At 51.6% G+C, this 19,888-nt stretch carries 17 protein-coding genes; 8 read left to right on the top strand and 9 right to left on the bottom strand.

Translation table 11 applies throughout. The annotated features are described in order from the left end of the window. Positions 1 to 34 precede the first annotated feature (34 nt). On the top strand, positions 35 to 2,038 hold the full coding sequence (locus KB559_RS07190) for an ABC-F family ATP-binding cassette domain-containing protein (RefSeq protein ID WP_211021062.1): 2,004 nt from the start codon (positions 35 to 37) through the stop codon (positions 2,036 to 2,038). A 289-nt stretch (positions 2,039 to 2,327) separates the two neighbouring features. Here KB559_RS07190 and KB559_RS07195 read toward each other — a convergent pair whose 3' ends face one another. The 8 genes from KB559_RS07195 to KB559_RS07230 form a co-directional block, all read right to left on the bottom strand. Continuing rightward, the gene (locus KB559_RS07195; RefSeq protein WP_211021063.1) at positions 2,328 to 6,551 is read right to left on the bottom strand and encodes a 2-hydroxyacyl-CoA dehydratase; all 4,224 of its coding nucleotides are present in this window, start codon (positions 6,549 to 6,551) and stop codon (positions 2,328 to 2,330) included. 14 nt (positions 6,552 to 6,565) lie between these two features. Continuing rightward, a complete protein-coding gene (locus tag KB559_RS07200; RefSeq protein ID WP_211021064.1) occupies positions 6,566 to 7,048 on the bottom strand; it encodes a MarR family winged helix-turn-helix transcriptional regulator in 483 nt (160 codons plus the stop codon). 312 nt (positions 7,049 to 7,360) lie between these two features. Then, on the bottom strand, positions 7,361 to 8,143 hold the full coding sequence (locus tag KB559_RS07205) for a hypothetical protein (RefSeq protein WP_211021065.1): 783 nt from the start codon (positions 8,141 to 8,143) through the stop codon (positions 7,361 to 7,363). Then, complete coding sequence (locus KB559_RS07210) at positions 8,130 to 9,167, bottom strand: M42 family metallopeptidase (protein ID WP_211021066.1); 1,038 nt, start codon at positions 9,165 to 9,167, stop codon at positions 8,130 to 8,132. Before KB559_RS07210 ends, KB559_RS07205 begins: the two co-directional genes overlap by 14 nt. 32 nt (positions 9,168 to 9,199) lie before the next feature. Then, entirely contained in the window at positions 9,200 to 9,523 is a 324-nt protein-coding gene (locus tag KB559_RS07215; RefSeq protein WP_211021067.1) for a LapA family protein, read from the bottom strand. Between the two features lie 79 nt (positions 9,524 to 9,602). Continuing rightward, on the bottom strand, positions 9,603 to 11,393 hold the full coding sequence (gene pepF, locus KB559_RS07220; RefSeq protein ID WP_211021494.1) for an oligoendopeptidase F: 1,791 nt from the start codon (positions 11,391 to 11,393) through the stop codon (positions 9,603 to 9,605). Positions 11,394 to 11,600: 207 nt separating this feature from the next. Next, positions 11,601 to 11,780 (bottom strand): hypothetical protein, encoded by a 180-nt coding sequence (locus KB559_RS07225; RefSeq protein ID WP_211021068.1) that lies wholly within the window; start codon positions 11,778 to 11,780, stop codon positions 11,601 to 11,603. 43 nt (positions 11,781 to 11,823) lie between these two features. Next, positions 11,824 to 12,057, bottom strand: coding sequence for a hypothetical protein (locus KB559_RS07230; protein WP_211021069.1), 234 nt, complete (start codon positions 12,055 to 12,057; stop codon positions 11,824 to 11,826). Between the two features lie 245 nt (positions 12,058 to 12,302). Between KB559_RS07230 and KB559_RS07235 the strand changes: the two genes are divergently transcribed. The 5 genes from KB559_RS07235 to KB559_RS07255 all read left to right on the top strand — a co-directional run bounded on the left by KB559_RS07235 (position 12,303) and on the right by KB559_RS07255 (position 16,543). After that, complete coding sequence (locus KB559_RS07235) at positions 12,303 to 12,500, top strand: cold shock domain-containing protein (protein WP_018750471.1); 198 nt, start codon at positions 12,303 to 12,305, stop codon at positions 12,498 to 12,500. A 458-nt stretch (positions 12,501 to 12,958) separates the two neighbouring features. Further along, positions 12,959 to 13,840, top strand: coding sequence for a helix-turn-helix transcriptional regulator (locus KB559_RS07240; protein ID WP_282103136.1), 882 nt, complete (start codon positions 12,959 to 12,961; stop codon positions 13,838 to 13,840). Between the two features lie 12 nt (positions 13,841 to 13,852). Next, positions 13,853 to 14,941 (top strand): DNA glycosylase AlkZ-like family protein, encoded by a 1,089-nt coding sequence (locus tag KB559_RS07245; RefSeq protein WP_211021070.1) that lies wholly within the window; start codon positions 13,853 to 13,855, stop codon positions 14,939 to 14,941. Between the two features lie 19 nt (positions 14,942 to 14,960). After that, positions 14,961 to 15,863: a hypothetical protein gene (locus KB559_RS07250; RefSeq protein WP_211021071.1), complete on the top strand. Its 903-nt coding sequence runs from the start codon at positions 14,961 to 14,963 to the stop codon at positions 15,861 to 15,863. 263 nt (positions 15,864 to 16,126) lie between these two features. After that, positions 16,127 to 16,543 carry an RDD family protein gene (locus KB559_RS07255; RefSeq protein WP_211021072.1) on the top strand — a complete coding sequence of 139 codons (417 nt, stop codon included), beginning with the start codon at positions 16,127 to 16,129 and terminating at the stop codon, positions 16,541 to 16,543. Positions 16,544 to 16,950: 407 nt separating this feature from the next. On the opposite strand, the gene KB559_RS07260 is transcribed toward KB559_RS07255, so the two are convergent. Then, a complete protein-coding gene (locus KB559_RS07260) occupies positions 16,951 to 18,198 on the bottom strand; it encodes an MFS transporter (protein WP_211021073.1) in 1,248 nt (415 codons plus the stop codon). A 172-nt stretch (positions 18,199 to 18,370) separates the two neighbouring features. Between KB559_RS07260 and KB559_RS07265 the strand changes: the two genes are divergently transcribed. Together KB559_RS07265 and KB559_RS07270 are read left to right on the top strand one after the other, a co-directional pair. After that, positions 18,371 to 18,697 carry a hypothetical protein gene (locus KB559_RS07265; RefSeq protein ID WP_211021074.1) on the top strand — a complete coding sequence of 109 codons (327 nt, stop codon included), beginning with the start codon at positions 18,371 to 18,373 and terminating at the stop codon, positions 18,695 to 18,697. Positions 18,698 to 18,843: 146 nt separating this feature from the next. Then, complete coding sequence (locus KB559_RS07270; RefSeq protein ID WP_481856446.1) at positions 18,844 to 19,869, top strand: tetraprenyl-beta-curcumene synthase family protein; 1,026 nt, start codon at positions 18,844 to 18,846, stop codon at positions 19,867 to 19,869. The last annotated feature ends 19 nt before the right edge of the window (positions 19,870 to 19,888 follow it).

The raw sequence follows: 19,888 nt of genomic DNA on the forward strand, positions 1-19,888 counted from the left end.
CCTCTTAAATGGCTTAGAGAGTAGGTAAAACTTAATGAATATATTGACTGTGGAACATCTAACGAAAAGCTATGGCGAAAAGGTTCTGTTTCAGGATGCCTCGTTCGGCATGGATGAGCATGACAAAATCGGCGTGATCGGGGTCAACGGTACGGGGAAATCCACTTTTCTCCGCGTGATTGCCGGGTTGGAACCTGCCGATGAAGGCAGGGTTTCGGTAAACCGGGACACTCGGATTACTTTTTTATCCCAGAACCCCGAATTTGATCCGGGTATCACCGTATTACGCGGGGTGTTCCAAAACGGCGGTCCCGAGCTGGAGGTCGTCTCCGCTTACATGGAGGCTATGGAGGAGCTGGATTTGCTGCCGACGGATGAGGGTCTTCAGGCCAAAGTGACGAAGCTGAGTCAGGAAATGGACCGGCTACAGGCCTGGAGCCTGGAGAGCGACGCCAAAAGCGTGTTGTCCAGACTCGGAATTACCGACTTCGGCCGAAAAATGGGCGAATTGTCCGGAGGACAGCGCAAGCGGGTCGCTCTGGCGTCCGCGCTCATCATTCCTTCGGAGCTGCTGATTATGGACGAGCCAACCAACCATATCGACAACGATTCGGTCGCCTGGCTGGAATCGTTCCTTCAGAAACGGCGCGGCGCGCTGCTGCTGATCACGCATGACCGGTATTTCCTGGACCGGGTTTGCAATGTCATGTTAGAGCTGGATCATGGCCGTTTGTTCCGCTACGAAGCGAATTACAGCCGCTTTCTGGAGCTGAAGAGCGAACGCGAGGAGCGCGAAGCGGCCTCGGAGCAGAAGCGCCAGAATTTGCTGCGGAACGAGCTGGCCTGGATCCGGCGCGGCGCTCAGGCTCGTTCGACGAAGCAAAAGGCCCGGATCGAACGCTTTGAGAAGCTGCAAAATATGAAAACGGAATTCAAGAGCAATTCGCTTGATATTTCCGTGGCTTCGACCCGGCTGGGACGAAAAATATTGGAGATTTCCGGGCTGCGCAAATCCGCCGGGGAACGGCTTTTGATCGGTGGGTTGACCTATACGGCGGTCCCTGGTGACCGTGTCGGCATCGTCGGTCCGAACGGCAGCGGGAAATCCACGCTGCTCAACATGATCGCCGGTCGGATTCAGCCGGATGCGGGGGAAATCGAGCTCGGCCAGACGGTAAAGCTCGGTTATTTCACCCAGGAGCATCAGGAGATGGACGGCAAGCAGCGGGTGATTGAATATATCAAGGAGGAAGCCGAGGTTGTGGAAACCGCAGACGGCTCGCGGATTACTGCGGCTCAGATGCTGGAGCGGTTCTTGTTTCCGCCGGCCATGCAGTGGACTCCGATTGCAAAGCTGTCCGGGGGAGAGAAGCGGCGTCTGTATTTGCTCCGCGTCCTGATGGGCGCCCCTAACGTGCTGTTGCTGGACGAACCGACTAACGATCTGGACATTCAAACTCTGACCGTCCTAGAAGCTTACTTGGACGAATTTCCGGGCGCCGTATTCGTGGTATCCCATGACCGGTATTTCCTTGACCGTACGGTCGATAAGATTATGGCGTTCGAGGGCGGCGGCGTAGTAGCCGTGCATGTCGGGGATTATAGCGACTATGAGGAGCGATTGCAGGCGGCTGGCAAAGACGTGGTGAATCCCGGCTTATCGTCCGGTGCTGCTGGCGGCAAGAGTCTGGCGGGCAAGGCGGCGGATAGCAAGAACGCAGGAGGTGCGGACAGTTCTTCCGGCGCTGTATCCGCTTCAACCGCTGGAAGCAGTAAAGATCCGGCCCGCGGCGAGAAGCTTAAGTTCAGTTATAATGAGCAGCGGGAATATGAGACGATCGACGAGAAGGTGGAAGCCGCAGAACAGCGGCTGACCGCAATTACGGAAGGGATGGCAGCCGCAGTGAGCGACGCGGTTAAGCTGCAGGAACTGATGCAGGAGCAGCAGGAAGCCGAAGCGGAGCTGGAGCGGCTGATGGACCGCTGGGCCTATTTGAACGAGCTGGCCGAGAAAATAGACAGTCAGCGGAACGGGTAGGCGTTTCATTGTAATCCCGATGACCTGTGGATAAGGGACTTTTAGGGCGTTATTCTCATTATATTGAGCTTTCAGAGAGAAATAAGGGCTTTTTAGGTTCTTATTAATAGGGAAATCGCGAAAACAGGCTGTTTTTATATAAACCTAGGAAATAGGGCCCCTCATGTCCCTTATTTTAGGCGTAATGCGGCATTCAAGGCCCAATAAGACCCGTTTTGTCCCTTAATCATGACCCTAGATTAAAACCGCCCCCGGATCCAATATGGATTTTGGGGGCGGTTTTGCTGTCTCAGCACAACACGCCGTTCGCAATCGACATCATCAGCTTGATCCGGTTGATCTGGTTGACCTCGCTGGCGCCGGCATCGTAATCGATTGCGGCAATGTTCGCATCCGGATACATTTCCTTCAGGCCCTTGACCATGCCGCGGCCGGTAATATGATTCGGCAGGCAGGCGAACGGTTGAATGCAGACGATATTGTTGACGCCGTGATCCAGCAGTTCCATCATTTCGGCGGTCAGAAACCAGCCTTCTCCCATCTGGTTCCCGACGGATAAGAGCCGGCTGGCTTTATCCGCCAGATCATAGATACTCTCAGGAGGCGTGAGGAAGCGGCTATGTTCAAGCGCTTTTTTTACGGGCTTACGGTACATTTCCAGATAGCCGATCACCATCGGATTGACCAGTCCCAGCATTTTGCTCTTGCCGAGCTGATCGGCTTTGTAAATCGGGTTATACAGGCAGTAGAACATAAAATCCAGAAAATCCGGCACGACCGCTTCGCCGCACTCGGCCTCGATTACCTCCACGAGCCGGTTGTTGGCATCGGGATGGAACTTGATGAGGATTTCGCCGACGATGCCGACTCGGGGTTTAGTCTTCCCGGTTAGGGGCAATGCCTCGAATTCCTCAACCATCGTGGCAATATACTCCTTATATTGTGCAAAGGAAAACCGCCGCAGCGAGTGACGGCATAAATTCATCCATTTGCGAAACAGCAGTTCCGTATCCCCGGCATTGAGCTCATATGGACGGAAGCGGTAAAGCAGCCGCATCAGCAAATCGCCATAACAGCAAGCGGCGATCAGCCGGTTGATGATTTTTAGATTCAGCTTGAAGCCGGGCTGGTTCTCCAGTCCCGAAACATTGAGCGAGATGACCGGGATTTGCTCCATCTTCGCTTCCTTCAGAGCTTTGCGGAGGAGGCCGATATAATTGGTGGCCCGGCATCCGCCTCCGGTCTGCGTCAAAATGACCGCAGTCCGGTCCGGATCATAATCCCCGCTTTTTAACGCGGCCACGATTTGTCCGATGGTCACGATGGCGGGATAGCAGGCGTCATTATTGACGAATTTGAGCCCTTCTTCCGTCGTTTCTTTACTTGCCGTCTTCAACACCTTAAGCCGGTATCCGGCTTCCCGGAACACCGTTTCGAACAGCTCGAAATGAATCGGGGAAACTTGCGGCGCCAGGATCGTATAGCTATCTTTCATTTTCTTCGTAAAAGAGGCCGGGTGAACCGGGGCAGGCATACCGTCCAGTGGCGATTTAGCCGTTTCCCGTTCCTTCATGGCGGCAAGTAAGGAGCGCAGCCGAATCCGCGCGGCTCCCAGGTTGCTGATCTCATCCACTTTGATAAGGGTAAACGTTTTGCCTTCCCGTTCCAGAATTTCCTGGACCGCGTCGGCGGTGATCGCATCGATGCCGCAGCCGAAGGAAGTAAGCTGTACCAACTCCAGATCGTTCCGCTCTGTAACGACATAGGCGGCCCGGTACATTCTTCCGTGATAGGTCCATTGATTAACGACCGGCAGCGGATGCTTCACTTCGCCGAGATGGGAAATCGAATCCTCGGTCAGCACGGCGAGACCCATTCCCGTAATCAATTCGGCGATTCCATGATTGATTTCCGGGTCCGTATGATACGGATGACCGCATAGAACGATCCCTTTTGTCCCTGTGCTTTGCAAATAATCGAGTGTTTCCTCGCCTTTGGCCCGGATTTCGTCCTTGGCCCGTTCCGCTTCCTCCCAAGCGTCTGCAAACGCGGATGCCAGCTCTTCTTTTGGAATGAACGGAAACGTCTCCTGCAGGCGTTTGCGCAACACCGGTTCCGAATCGAAATTGAGGAAGGGGCTAACCAGCGGAGTTCCGCCTTCTTTTAACGCGTCGACATTCGTACGGATGACCTCCGGGTAACTGGCCACCACCGGACAGTTAAAATGATTGTCCGCGGATTCATCTTCCTTTTTCTCATATACGACGGCAGGATAGAAAATAAAGTCCACCCGGCTCCGGATCAAGCTTTGGATATGGCCGTGCGCCAGCTTGGCAGGATAACAGACGGATTCGGAGGGGATCGTCTCCATTCCGCTTTCATACAGCTTTTTCGTCGATTTCGGCGACAATACTACCCGGTACCCGAGCTTCGTAAAGAAGGTGTGCCAAAAAGGATAGTTCTCGAACAGATTCAGTACCCGCGGGATGCCGACAGTACCTCGGACGGCCTGCTCGGGCTCAAGGGAAGCATATCTGAACATCCGGTCATATTTGTAGGCCGTCAGATTCGGCAGCCCGTTCTTCTCCATCTTCTGGGTTGCCCCGCGTTCGCAGCGGTTCCCTGTCACATGGAAGCTTTTGTCGGGAAACCGGCTTACGGTCATGGCGCAATTATTGCAGCACAGATAGCATCTGGCATGAGAGACCTCGCAAGCAAAAGTATCCAGCGCTTCCCGCGACAAAATTGTGCTAGATCCGGTCCCGGCGTAGCCGGTCCGTGCGATCAAAGCACAGCCGTAAGCGCCCATCATGCCGGCGATATCGGGCCGAATCACTTCCCGGCCGGTAAGCTGTTCAAACGCACGCAATACCGCGTCATTCAGGAAGGTACCGCCCTGTACGATAATCCGTTCTCCCATGTCTTCGGGATTGCGGATTTTAATGACTTTTTGCAGCGCATTCTTGATTACGGAATAGGCGAGGCCGGCGGAAAGATCGGGGAGGGTCGCACCTTCCTTTTGTACCTGCTTGACCTTGGAATTCATGAATACCGTGCAGCGGGAACCGAGATCGACGGGCGCTTTAGCCTGCAGCGCTTGGTCGGCGAATTCGGTGATGTTCAGACCGAGCGTGCCGGCGAAGCTCTCCAGGAACGAGCCGCAGCCGGCCGAGCAGGCTTCATTCAGCATCAGGGTATCGATGGCGCCGCCGCGGATTTTGATGCATTTCATGTCCTGGCCACCGATATCCAGAATGAAGTCGACTCCCGGCAGAAAGGAAGAGGCCGCTTTATAGTGAGCAACGGTTTCAACTTCGCCGCCGTCAATCCGGAACGCGGCTTTAACCAATCCTTCCCCATAGCCGGTAACGTACGCGTGAGCTATGAAGCAATCGGCAGGAAGGATGTCGTAGATTTCTTTAAGAGCCTCCCGGACGGTAGCCAGGGGATTGCCTTTATTACCTGCATAGAACGTATGCAGGATTTGATCCTCGCTGCCGGTCAGGACGAGCTTCGTCGTCGTGGATCCGGCGTCGATACCGAGGAAGCAGGGGCCTTCGTAGTTTGCCAGTTCAGCGCGTACGGCAGATGCGGCGCCATGGCGCAGCCGGAACGCATCCAGCTCCGCTTGGTTTGCGAACAGGGGCGGGAGCAGCGGGTCTTTGCCGCCGCCATACGAGCCTGAGGCAGCAAAGTTGACGGCCTGCAGCCGCTCCAACCAGGCAGACAGCGGAAGCTGCTCGCCACTCGCGCTGTGCAGACAGGCGCCTAACGCCACGAAGTATTGACTGCGCTCGGGGAAGAGGACCTCGTCTTCTGCGAGGCCCAGTGTCAAGGCAAACCGCTCCCGGAGCATAGGCAGGAACGTCAGGGGGCCGCCAAGTAAAGCCACTTTGCCGCGAATCGGGCGGCCGCAGGCCAGCCCGCTGATCGTCTGGTTGACGATGGCCTGGAAGATCGAGGCGGCGATATCTTCCCGCCGTGCGCCTTCGTTTAACAGTGGCTGAATGTCCGTCTTGGCGAATACCCCACATCGGGAAGCGATGGGGTAGATCGTCTCATAACGGCTTGCCAGTTCATTAAGCCCGGCCGGGTCGGTCTCCAGCAAGGCCGCCATCTGGTCGATAAACGCACCCGTGCCCCCGGCACAGGCGTTGTTCATTCTTTGCTCGATGCCCCCGCGGAAATAAATAATCTTGGCGTCTTCGCCGCCCAATTCGATGGCGGTATCGGTCTCAGGCGCCAGAAGCTTGACGGCCTTCGTGCAGGCGACTACCTCTTGCAGAAATGGAATCCCGGCAAGCTCCGAAAAGGAAAGGCCGGACGAACCGCTCATGCAGACAGTCGCTTCCGCATCGGGATGTAAACGCATCAATTGTTCCCAAAGAGATAGAACCGCGTTCTGAATGTCCGAATAATGGCGGATGTAATGCTCATGTACAATTTCCGACCGTTGCATTGCGATTATTTTGGCCGTTGTCGATCCGATGTCCAGTCCGATTTGCAGCAGCATCTATTCACCTAATCTCATAAAGATTGACTTTGCATTTGCAGCGGGTGCTGCGTGTAACCCGTAGTAAACTTCTCCTGAATCACCCTCAGCGACCTCAAAAATATAGTCAGGTGCTCATCCGAAAAATCATCTAGAATATTTTGAAATACAAGGTTGCGTTTTGCGATCATTTCAGCCAGGGCCGATTGGCCGGCCAGGGTGATTTCAATCCAGCAAATTCGTTTGTCCTGTTTGTCTTTGACCCGCTTCAATAGACCTTCCTTGACCAGTTTATTCACCGCGATCGTGTTGGCACTGGAAGAGAGGCCTACCCGGTCGGCGATTTGAGTGACCATGCAGGGTCCGCCCCGGGAAACCGTCAGAAGTATGAAGAACTTGCTGGGCAAGACTGAATCGCCTTCATTAAAAAATAATCGGCCCATATGATGGGCTATGGCCAAGGTAGACTCGCAAATTTCATTTACGGCGTCCTGGCCTGGAGGGTCACTGTTATTCATGTGAAAAACACGACCTTTCTCGGGTTCGAAGAAAGTTTTATGATAAAGCTTTATATACAAACTTTAACAAATTAGGTATTCAAGAAGCTGTGTTATATATAACAACTGGATATATTTTGATGGGAACGAATCGTTAATTCTTTTCCGCCCGTTCATGCAGTGAAGATGCATGGAGTGATTGTCTGTTTTAGCAGAACAGCGAACCTGGAAGAATGGCCTAGGTAGGACAATTAAGAATACAAAAAAACCGCCCGATTTAACGAGCGGTTTAAGCAAGCAATTAGCCGAGAGCCAGCTACAGAGTTATAGCTATCAATGGATCACGATAATCTGCTGCAGATCTCGTGAATCGCCGTACAGCGATACTTCGGCGGATTTCAATTGAGCGGAGCCGTCGCCGTCCAGAAAAATACCTTCTTTGGCGGAGCCGGGCGCAATCACTTCAAGAATCGCCGAGCGAAACTCGGCAGCGGTACACCGGTCCGGCGTTACGATCAGCCACAGAAGCCCAGCGTCGTCGTATACGAGGCCGGAGCGGAGGCGCCGTTCGTCAGGGTTAGGCAGATGCTCGCGGAGCATAGCTTCCTCCCAGGCGTTCTCATCGCCCAGATTCATGCTGACACCGCCTTGGGCAAAATACCGGCTGCGGTCCTGCACCTGCAGCTCGTCGGCGGACGAGGCGACTTGGACCGAGAATCTGTCAGCTGCTTCGTCCCAAACCAACGTACCGCGGGCGTATTTGGCGTTGAACCAGCCGGAGCCGTATTCGCCCGCCTGTCCTTTCACCGGCTCATCTCCGTTCACTGCGATAGACAAAACGGTGTCCTGGTAGAAGAAGCCGCCGTTGATACCGTACACACGGTAATCGCGCAGCGGCCGATCCGCGGCTCGAAGCTCGATCCGCTCAGGCTTTACGGCCATTGCGTGGATCTCGAGACCGCTGCTAGCGATAGCCTTATGATAGGTGTAAGGGTGGGGCAGCAAATAGCTCCGTCCCCAGGCCAGCATCCCGATCACACATAACGCGAGCAGTGCCGCGGCCGAAGCTGCCAAGGGCCAGCGGCTTCTTACCGTCGTAGCATTAGCCGGCAACATAAGCGGCCAGCAGTCTGGTCGTATTGAGAATCGCCTGCTTGTGCGTTCTTTCCATCGCGTGCGAGGCATGCACGCCCGGACCAATCAGAGCGGCCCGGATGTTATGGCCGCCGTGGAGCGCGGCAGAAGCGTCCGAGCCGTAATGCGGATAAATATCCACCGCAAAGGCGATGTCCAGCCCTTTTGCCAGCTCGATCAACCGGCCGGTCATATCATAGTCATAAGGACCGGTGGAGTCTTTCGCGCAGATGGAGACATCGGTCTCCTTACAGCTCAAGTTATCGCCCATCGCGCCCATATCGACGGCGATCATTTCATGGACGCCGTCCGGGATCCAGGACGCCCCATGACCGACTTCCTCATAGTTGGAGATGAGGAATACAAGATCGTGCTTCGGCGTCCAGCCTTCGCGCTTGCTGGATTCCAGCAAGCCGAACAGCGCGGCGACGCTGGCCTTGTCATCCAGGTGGCGGGACTTCACATAGCCGCTAGGCGTGATTACCGCCCGGGCGTCGAAGGAAATGAAGTCCCCGACCGAGATGCCCAGCTTCAGCACATCGTCCTTGCTCTCCACGAGCTCGTCGATACGCACCTCCATGTTCCGTTCCTCTCGCTTGAAGTCCCGCGCGTCGCTGTATACATGGACGGAGGGATGGGACGACAGAATCGTCCCGGTGTAGACCTTGCCGCCGCGGGTGTGAATTTGGCAGTACTCGTTCTCGATACTGTTCATCATAAAGCCGCCGACGGAAGTGATCGCAAGCGTCCCGTTCGAATTGACGGCGCGGACCATGGCTCCGAGCGTATCGACATGGGCGCTGATCGCGATCTTGCGTGAAGAGTCGCTGCCTTTCAAGGTCAGTAATGCTCCGCCTTTTTCATTTTGCGAGAACGGTACGCCCAATGCTTCCGCTTCTTCGCGAACCAGGTTCATGACTTCCCGGGTAAATCCGCTTGGGCTGGGGGTATCGAGCAATTTTTTCAGTAATTCCAAAATATAAGTCTCATTGGGTTGAATGTTCATGGATAAGCCTCCTATGAATTCGTGTAGGTAAGTTAGTCTTGGAGTGGAGTCGTATCTTCAGCCGGTACGGCCGCGGTTGCGGGTTCCGGAAAAACATACCCCGTAGCCTCCTGGATATGTACAAGCTTTGCATTCAGTGTCTTTATTTCTCTTTGCAGTCGGTAGCCGCGATAAATGCCGAAGGCTCCGACAATAATGCCGCCGAGCAGCGTGGAGCCCAGGATCAACAGGATCAAGGGAAGGCTGATCGAGCCGAAGAGCAGATTCACGGGCACGGGATCGACATTGATGACGGCGAAAACTGCGGTAATTAGCGCAAAAACCATGGCTAAAATTAAGGACCATTGAATTTTCATGACGAGGAACACCTCCTTCTTATGACAGTATAAAATCCCTTGCCCGCAAGGAGCAAGGGATTCTCTGTTAAAGCCAACTTTATTTCGTCAAGTTCTCCATTTGTTCAATGATGTCTTCGAACACGCTCATCGCTTCGCGGACCGGTTGCGGGGTGGACATATCCACGCCGGCCTTGCTCAGGATATTGATCGAATAGTCGCTTCCGCCGCTCTTCAGGAAACCGAGATAACGGTCGATCGCCGGCTGGCCTTCTTCCAGAATCTGTTTCGAGAAGCTGGTGGCCGCGGAGAAACCGGTGGCGTATTTGTACACATAGAAGCTCGTATAGAAGTGGGGAATCCGCGCCCATTCCATTTCGATATCCTGATCTACGGTCATCTCTTTACCGTGGTATTTCAAGTTGAGATCGTAGTAGATGGAAGACAGTTCCTGCGGCGTGAGCGATTCGCCCGCTTCAGCCCGTTCATGGATAAGCTTTTCGAATTCCGCGAACATCGTCTGCCGGAACAGGGTGGTCCGGAATTGATCGGCGTAATAGGTGAGCAGGTACATTTTTTGCTTCGGATCGGTCGAATGCTTAAGCAGGTAATCCATCAGCAGCGCTTCATTCGTCGTCGAGGCTACTTCCGCCAGGAAGATAGTGTACTGCGCGTCCCGGTACTTCAAGGCTTCGTCGGAAAAATACGAATGCAGTGCATGACCCATCTCATGGGCCAGCGTGAACATGCTGTTCAAGTTGTCCTTATGGTTCAAAAGCACGTATGGATGCGTTCCGTAAGCGCCCCAGCTGTAAGCGCCGGTCCGTTTGCCTTCGTTCTCGTAAACGTCGATCCAGCGGTTGTCGAAGCCGTCCTTCAGCACGCTGAGATAGTTATCCCCAAGCGGCTTCAAGCCCTCTTCCACCATTTTTTTGGCATCCTCATAAGTGATGTCCCATTTATACTCTTCCACGAGAGGGGCAAAAAGGTCATACATATGAAGCTCGTCGACGCCGAGCAGTTTTTTGCGCAGTTTCATATAGCGGTGGAGCAGCGGAAGGCTCTCGTGCACCGTGTCAATGAGGTTGGTGTAAACTTCCTTCGGAATGTTGTCGCCATACAGGGACATTTCGAGAACCGAAGGATATTTGCGTACTTTGGAGTAGAACATGTTTTTGTTGACGTTGGCGCTCAAAGTAGCCGCAATCGTATTTTTTTGCTTGCCGTAAGTTTCGTAGACCGCTTTGAAGGCGCGGCGGCGTACATCGCGGTTCGGATTTTCCAGGAATTGAATGTAGCTGCCGTGCGTAAGCTCCACTTCTTTTCCGTTCTCGTCCTCGATCTTCGGGAACTTGATATCCGCATTGTTGATCATGCCGAAAATATGCTGAGGCGCTTGCGATAAGTTACCGACCTGGGCCAGCAACGCCTCTTCGGTTTTGCTCAGGACATGCGCTTTTTCCCGCTTGATTTCCTGCAGCGTAAATTTGTAATCCGCCAGCTCGGGATTGTCGATCAGGGCATCCAGCTCGCTCTCAGGCAGGGAAAGAATTTCAGGCGTGATGAAGGACAGCGCTTCGCCGATTTCCACGTTCAGTTTCTTGGCCTTTTGCGTCAGCGCCTGGTATGTAGGGTTTGTCGTATCCTGGTCATGGTTCAAATGGGCATACACATACAGCCGCTCCAGGTTTTGCGAGATTTCATCCTCCAGGGCAAAAATAGCTTTGACGCTCTGCGGATTATCCAGCTTGCCTTCGTAATCGGCTACTTTATTTTTCTGCTGTTTCAGTCCTTCAAGGGCCGTGTCCCAGGCTTTCTGATCAGGGAACATGTCTTCCAGCTTCCATGTATTCTCGGTTTGGACTTCGGAACGTTTCGGTAATGTGCTCATCGGAATCCTCCTTTGGTTTGGGTAAACTGAACCGGCAGCTGCCGGATGACCGGCTGCGGCCGCACTCGGCAAGGCGGTAGCCATGACGCAAACGGTCAACAGCAAATGGAGCAGACGGGGTCTTTGCATATTTAAATAGGAAACCTCCCTTGAAAAATAGAGACATTGTCCTATCATACCCTTTGTCGTCCGCTGTTATTTACCATTTCACCGGCCCATATTATAAAAACTGTAAACCAATAAAAAGAACGCAATTACGACCATCACGAGGGCAGCAATGGCATAGCCGCGCCGCAGCTTGGGAGGGATACTGTTCTTGGTCAATATAAGTACGACTCCCAATGCAAACGCGCAAATAATGAAAATTAGCAGGTTAGAACTGTCCATGACTTGGCTCCATCTCTCTTGTGTTTTTGGCGCGGTGCAGGGCTTAGACCTGCTTGAAGGCGTTCATGATGTCATGCCATTCTTCTTCCTTGCCGGCGAATTCCTCCTTGGGAAAACGGTTCTGCGCCCATTGCATCAATGCCGGACGGCTGAGAAAAGTATGGGATTCTTCGCCCCACTGGTCGGAAATTTCGCGTAAAATGATGTATTTTCCCTGTACTTCCACAGTCATCATATTCCACTTGTCTCTTTTGTATATTTCGTGTTTTTTGATCATGGCAATGGCTCCGATCTTTGGCGTCTTAATCTGCAAAATCGAGATGTCAGATTGTTCTGCTTAAATGAAATATTTTTATGTAAAATGATAACTCACCCCCTTAAGGAAAGCAAATGATTATAGGCACTCCATGAAAGAAATGGCGGGGAAAGTTTGGGGAAAATGACACGTTGCATTGTCATGGGTCATAGAGTATAATATGGGTATTCGTCAATGATGACGATTATTTTTAGGAGGTTGTTCATTTGAAAGGTACAGTTAAATGGTTTAACGCAGAAAAAGGCTATGGCTTCATCCAAGTTGAAGGCGGCGAAGACGTATTCGTTCATTTCTCCGCGATTCAAGGCGACGGTTTCAAAACTCTAGAAGAAGGCCAAGCTGTTGAGTTCGAAATCACTGACGGCAACCGTGGTCCTCAAGCTGCTAACGTAATCAAATTATAAGACCTCTTCCGGGTTACCGGATCACTTATAAAGTTTGGTTCCAAGCACGATAATGAAGAACACAGCTCTTTTGGGCTGTGTTTTTTTTGCATCTACCGGAAGCGTTGGAATGGCGGGTGAAAAGGTGTTTGAGATGGGTGCAGATTGTTGTGGATGATTGGAAATGGCGCGGTGCCGGGGAACAATTGGAGTGATTTGGGTGATATGAGTGATTTGTGTGATGTGATTGATTAGGGTGATTGGAGAATTTCCAATGAGAATGCTCTTAAGTCAGGTCTCTGTTGGGATCATTGGATAAATTCCAATGAAAAGGCGTTATTTTCGGCAGAGAAAGGCATTTGCGGGATTTTTATTGGAAATTATCCAACCAGAGCGCGGAGTTCGGCTAAATTAAACTTTTTTATTGGAAAAAATCCAAACCGTACATAAAAATTGACTCCGAGCTGCTGCCCGGCGCGCTGGCGGACAAGCTGGAGGTATCCAAACGGACGGTGTTGCGCGATATGCAGGCCCTATCTGAAATGGGGGTACCGCTGTATGCCGTATCCGGACCGGGAGGGGGCTATCGCCTTATGGACGGCTACCGGCTTGCGCCCCTACAGCTTACCGCCGACGAGGCGCTGACCCTGCTGCTTGCCTTGGACGGGATGACCAAATACAGCGACGGGCCGTTTCAGCAGGCAAGATGGACGGTGACGGACAAAATCCGGTCCGCTCTGCCGGAGCAAACTTTAGGTGAAATCGCGCCTTGGCTTGCGCATATCGGTCTGGAAGTGCCGAATCGCCCCACAAGGACTCCGCATTTAAATGCGCTGATGAAATATGCGGCAGAAGGTGCCTGGTTGCATGTGCTGTACCGTTCGCAAAACTACCGGCGCTATCTTGATTTACGTCCCGCCCGGATCTATGCGGCGCACGGCTTTTGGTATTGCGAGGCTTATTCTCACCAGCACGAAGAAACGCGGACCTTCCGGGTAGACCGGATCGAGGAGTTGGCTGCGTTGACCCCTGAGGAAGCCGCGGGTTTGGAAGGTACGGCGGCACGGCAGGAATCCGTTGGCAACGGTAACGCATCCTCTGGACAGGCGGTTCGAATACTCGCCAAGCTTACTTATCGGGGAGCGCTTCAGGCGGAGCAGGATCACGACATCGGGCATTTTGTCAGACAGACGAGTGACGAAGAATGGGAGGTTGGCTTTGATTGCCCGCCTTCGGAATGGAATTGGGCGATTTCTTTTTTCTTTCGTCTCGGTTTGGATGCGGAGGTGCTTGAACCTCGCTTGCTGCGGGACCTATTAAGGCAACAGGCAACGGACCTGATGGAAAGATACGAAGCTTAAGGAGGAAGCAGGTTGGAGAATTGGAAGCAAGGCATTATTTTGGCTGAACGGCTAAAAAGACAGGGGCTTGCGCACCCGCTCGTCAGTCCGGGGGATGAGGATGCCTACAAGACATTGTTCCGTAGGCTGCAGCCGGTCGCTCCGGTTCATTTTACCCGTCCGGGAGACCCTCCTCGGCTCGTTCATCGTACGGTCTATCCTGATTTTGGGGTATCGTCGGCCATCCGGGAACGGGGGGAACTGGTAAAGGCACGTTTTCAGGGCGGACGTATCGCTTACGTGTTGGAGGAGGATTTGAAGCTGTATGCGACGGCGTTCAAGAAAGAAATGACCCGGTCGGGGAATATCCACCAAGAGATTTTGGCGCTGATTCAAGAATCGGGAGGATTGTCCAAAGACCAGTTAAAAGAGGAGCTTCCTTACCGGGCGGGAGATATCGGCAAAGCGCTGGAGGAACTCCAAAAGGCGTTTATCCTTTACGAACAGCAAACCGATACTGATTGGGATACGGGTTGGCTGGATTTTGCCGGGGAATGGTTTGAAATTCCGGGAGATCCGGAGAGCCGCCTTCAAGCGATGGAAGAAGTCGTGCTGCGTTTTACGGAAGCTATGGTGTTTGCAACGGAAGCCCAGATGAAAAGCTGGAGCGGCTGGACGGGGAAGCAGATCCGTGCTCTTGTTGAAGGACTTGTGGAGCAGGGACGATTGATTAGAACCGAAGTGGAAGGCTGGGGCACAGGCGTGATCTGTGAGGGAGATCCTATTTTGACTGACCGGCTTGCCGCAGGTAGTGATCCTTCGTCTGTTCCGAAAAGAATATGGATGCTGGACAAGTCGGATTTTCTCGTTCGTACCGAATTAGATGAGCTTAAGAAGCGATACGAGGGCCGCGAAGTACTGCAGTACTTGTTGGTTGACGGAGTGTTTCAGGGTGCGGTAACCGGTCATTGGGGATTCAAAGACTACGATATCGAAGACATCATTCTGGATTTGCCGGAAGAAGAGGTCGCGGCGCGTCGTGATGAAGCCATTTCGGCAGTAAGGGAAGTTTATGATTCGAAGCATCATGCGATACTGAGATACAATGGGATACCACTTTAATAGTGAAAGAGGGGTTGAAATGGCGGATCACAAACCAACGGAAGTACTTGAACAAGCCCGCAAATTTATATATAGCAGTGCTAGGCTGCTGGATCGGATGCGCTTTGCCTATCATTTCGGGAATGGAAGCAAAGAACAGGTGTTGAATGCGCTGCGTCCTTATCAGAATGCGGATGGCGGCTTCGGGAATGCGCTTGAGCCGGATATGCGCTGTCCCCAAAGCCAACCGGTCACGACAGAGATGGCTTTAATGGTCATCAAGGAAGTCGAAGGCTGGGAAAGTGACATCATGGATGGAGTGCTTTCCTATCTGAAAGGAATTACGCTGGACAATGGAGGATTTCCCAGAGCCACGACAAAGGTCAACGATTATCCCCATGCCCCGTGGTGGACTACGGAGCAAGATGGAATTCCTTCGCTCAACCCTACGGGCAGCATCATCGGAATGCTATTGGGACAGCGAGTACGGACCGATTTTTTGAACGAAGACTGGTTCGCAAAAAACATCTCCTTCCTGTGGAATTGTCTCGAGGATTCTGTCCCCGGCGATTTTCATGATGCGGCTCAGTGGATGTCCTTCTTGGGGAATGTGGAGGGGCTAGAAGCAGATGATCGGGGTTGGAAGAATCGGAGGGTGCTTGATGAATGGCTGGCCGGTCCGAACGGGATTGAGAAGAACCCCCACGCCGAAGGCTATGTGCACAAGGTGCTGGATTATGCACCGTCTCCCGACTCCTATGCTTCCAAGTTGATTCAGTCAGAGGAACTTAACCTGCATCTCGACTGGATGATCGGCAATCAGCTGGAGGACGGCGGATGGGACATCTCGTTTCCGGCCGTCAGTACCGCCGGGCACCAGGAATGGCGGGGCTGGCTGACTGTGGAAAATTTGAAGACGCTGAAGGCATATGGGAGAATTTAAAAATTATAAGAAGAATCTCTTAAGGCTGTGGCTCAAGGGGTTCTTCTTTTGAACAGAGAATGCGGTTAAGGCTGTTGTTCAAATAGGCATTGGAAGTCATGAATCTAATGGCGAAGGAACGTATTATGCGGACGATTTATTTTTTGGTGTATGACTAGGGCTAGCTTTATACTCTAGAAGTTTATAAGAGTCGAATACTGGAGTATATGGGCATGGAGCTAGCCTTCACGCTCTAAATTGTTTTAATAAACAGGAGTGGGGAAATGTATTATTTAAAAAGATTTCTTGCTTTTCAAATTGATGTTATTTTATCGGGATTTCTTTTTGCTCCCTTATTAGTATTACTTACGTTTACAAATCCTGAGTTTTTCTTTATTATGAAAAGTCAAATCTTTATTACCCTTACATATGCAATTATTATTATTTCATATTTTATTATTATGGATCTGATCGCCGGTAGATCGATCGGTAAAATTCTGTTTAAGTTAAAAATAGTTAGTATAAATAAAGAAAAATTACCTAAATATCGAATTCTCTTAAGGGATCTCACTCGTATAGTCGATTTGTTATTTCTTGTACCTAAGTTTTTAATGCTTTTTAATAAAAATAAACAAAGCCTACCGGATAAGATAATGAAGACAATGGTGATAGGTGATTTGGAAGTGAGTAGTAGTAAGTAATGGAAGGGACGTATGAGGACAAAGCGCTTAATAAAGATGAATTTCATCTCTAATAGATAAAATTGAGAAACCTTGATTTGCCTAGTGCAATTCAAGGTTTTTTCTTGGTAATAGTGTATTTTAATTGCCTTTCGCGGTACTTCAGGCTATACATCCCATCTAACGGACATAGGAGCCGTTACTGCCTGCTTTTTTGAGTATTTTGAAATCTAACGGACACCAGAGACCTTAAATGGTGGATATGAGCTAACTTCACCTACAATTCAGATGGTTAGAGGCCGCTATGTCCGTTAAAATCGAAAAACTGCAAAATACGGGGGATTAAGGGCCGTGGTGTCCGTTAGAGACAGGCGAACTAGCGAACAGCGAATTAGCGAACTTGCGGAACTAACTCAATCAGCAGCAACTTACTTCCCCACACTCTCTTCCTCAGCCGAAGCGGCGGTAGCCGCTTGTGCCGCAGATAGCTGGGCCCCTGCCCCAGCAACTGTCTTCACCCGCGGGCCCCGATAGAAATACCGGCTCGCAAAACCGAGGGAGGCAAACAGCGCGAAGGACATGGCGACGATGTAGAAGTTGTGACGTCCGAACTCTTCGAAGATGACGCCGCCGAAGGTGCCGCTCAGCAGGCCGGAGGCGCTCGACCAGACGATGGTGTAAAGGGCCATCCCCGTTGCCCGGTAATGGTCCGGAATCAACCGGGTCAACATCCGGATGGATGTGACATAGAATACGCCGAACGACACGCTGTGCAGCAGCTGAATCGCAACGATCATGCCTGCCGAATCCGCAATGCCGACCAGCAGGAACCGTGTAGCGAACATCAGACTGGCAAAGACGAGCAGCGGAAGCTCCTTGATTTTTTCCCCATAAAGGCTCAATAACAGGAAGATCGGAATTTCCGACATCGAGGAGGCGAGCTGTGACCAGCCGATGATGTTCTCGCTGGCTCCCAGATTATTTAACGTGACCGTCAGAAAAGCATCGTTCATCCGCACGGCGATGGCCAGGGAGAAGACGCACCCGAAAAACCAGAGCAGCTCTTTTTGCTTCAGGATGCCCCAGATCCCCGACATGTCCATTTTGGCGACCGGGCTGTCCTGGTCTTTGATGAATAAGGTGATCGCCAGCGCGATGGCCGCGATCCCGATCGCTACCCACATCGTTTGAGAGGAGCCGATCACGGAGAGGACATAGCCGATGAACAGGGCGAAAAACGCGTAGCCGATAGACCCGAAAATCCGAACGGTAATAAAGTTCTTGTTATGCCGTTTGGCGGCGTTGATGGCGATGGTGTCGGACAACGGAAATACCGGGTAAAAGAAGAAATAAAATATCGTAATGACGAGCACGATGACGGAAAACTTGGTGGATACCGATAACACGGCGCTCATGATGATTTGTCCGATCAGCAAAATGAGCATGATTTTTTTAATCGTCCTGTATTTGTCGCTTGCGACGCTCCACAGCAAGTTCGCCACAAGGGATATCATGGGACCAAGTGCGTACAAAAGCCCGATTTGGCTGCTGGAGAAGCCCAGCTGGGAATAAAAAAGCGGGAAGTACGATGAAACAAGGACACTCGTACCGAATATGGTAAAAGTAAAGGCCCGCAGCCATGGAAGCTCAGGCCGGGCCGATGTAGAAGATCTCATAAATTTCGCAGACTCCGTTCCGATAATTTTGCAATAATCTCTGACATATGCAAAAGATAGTGATAAGTATAGCATAGTCTATTGAAAAAGGGTTTAGATTCTGCGCCGCTTCTGTGTATAATGTGAGGCATAGGCAGTTTAATCGTATTCTAATAAGTTGGAGGCATTGTTCATGAGTCATTCCTGCTTTGTATATGATGAAAGGCTGGATATTCACGTCCCCTCGCTGGATCGTCCTTTTGAAGACTATCAGCTTAGCGAGCGTCTGGCGATGATAGAAAAATGGGAGGATACCCGCGGCCGGATTCCCACTAAAGTGAAAAAGCTGGAACGTGAAATTGAAGGCAAGCTGGCGAATTTGAACGAAGAAGAAGATTTTGACCTGAGCTGCGAACTGAACGGAGAAATCGCGGAACTTGCCAGCCGGATTAATGATTTGCATATTTGGTACCGTACGAGCCAAGACGAACATTCGATTTCCGTCAAACGGCACTTGTGATTTTGTTTATTTGTACAAAAAGTTGGATCATATTATAATATAGAATGATTTTTTAATAATGCGATTTTTAACAACGTAGCGGAGGCAGGCCATTGATTGAACTAGAGCAAAGCCGAAACCAGTTTCCGAAAGAGCCGATCCGGTTGATGAGCCGCGTCTATAAGTTCATTTTGCCGGATGTCCGGAGGGAACTGGACGGTTGGAGACAGGAAGCGGCTTCGATTCCCGATCCCGAGCTTAGAAAACAGGCGCTTGCCAGCATAAAGGCAAAAGAGTTTCATTGCCAGGGCGGTTCGGTATACGCCGCTGCTAATTTGGCCAAGCGTGAGATATTGATCCCTCTTATCGTAGCTTTTCAAACGATCAGCGACTATTTAGACAATTTGTGTGACCGAAGTACTTCCATGGATGCGGATGATTTTCGCCTTCTGCATCAGAGTATGCTGGACGCGGTTAATCCCAGCAGCGAGTTGCAGGATTATTATGCGCTTCGTGAAGAAAGTGATGATGGCGGGTATCTCCATCACCTGGTGCAGACTTGCCGCGATAACATTGAGCAGCTTCCCGGTTACCGCGCGGCCAAGCCGCATATTCTGGATTTGGTCGGGCTGTATACCGACTTGCAGGTGTACAAGCATATAGACCCGAGCCTGCGTGAAGCGGCGCTGCTTCGCTGGTGGGAACAGCATAGTAATCGTACCCCTCAGTTGCGGTGGAATGAATTTGCCGCGGCTACCGGCTCTACGCTGGGTGTGTTCATGTTGTTTCTGGCGGCCAGCAATCCCGAATTGGACGACAGCAGCGCTGAAATTATTCATGACGCCTATTTCCCCCATGTTTGCGGACTACATATCATGCTCGATTATTTAATCGATCAGGAGGAAGATGAAGTAGGCGGAGATTTGAATTTTTGCAGTTACTATGAGAATAAGGAAACGATGCTTAACCGGATTGCCTTCATCGTGGAAGGAGCGCGCCGGGATATCAAGCGGCTTCCCGCTTCATCGTTCCATCGTATGATCATCGAAGGGTTACTGGCGCTGTACTTATCCGATCCAAAGGTAAGCGAGCAGCAGGAGATTCGTGAAGTATCGAGGCGTCTAATGAAAAGAAGCCCGCTCATGAGGTTGTTCTTCTTCGTGAATAGCCGTTGGATCCGCAAACATCTTTAATAACATTTAGGAGGAATCA

Origin of the sequence: Paenibacillus sp. Marseille-P2973 (genome assembly GCF_018101095.1) — a bacterium.
In the GTDB taxonomy this organism is placed as follows: Bacteria; Bacillota; Bacilli; order Paenibacillales; family Paenibacillaceae; genus Fontibacillus; species Fontibacillus vini.